Genomic DNA, 239 nt, shown 5'->3' on the forward strand with positions numbered 1-239 from the left:
TTTGAATTAAATGAAGCGTTTGCGTCCCAATCGATCCAGGTTATTCGGGAGCTCGGCCTTGATGAGGAGAAAGTGAACGTCAATGGCGGTGCGATTGCCTTAGGGCACCCGCTTGGCTGTACCGGGGCAAAGCTTACGTTAACACTGATTCATGAATTAAAACGGCGAAAGGAACAATTTGGCGTTGTCACGATGTGCATTGGCGGCGGAATGGGTGCTGCCGGCGTATTCGAATTGCT

1 pseudogene is annotated in these 239 nt (G+C 50.6%); it reads left to right on the forward strand.

The window, feature by feature from the left end:
- Positions 1–239 (forward strand): annotated as a pseudogene (locus tag RYX56_RS25075) (acetyl-CoA C-acyltransferase); the annotation flags it as partial.

It is taken from the genome of Alkalihalophilus lindianensis, from assembly GCF_032843265.1.
GTDB lineage: Bacteria > Bacillota > Bacilli > Bacillales > Bacillaceae_D > Alkalihalophilus > Alkalihalophilus lindianensis.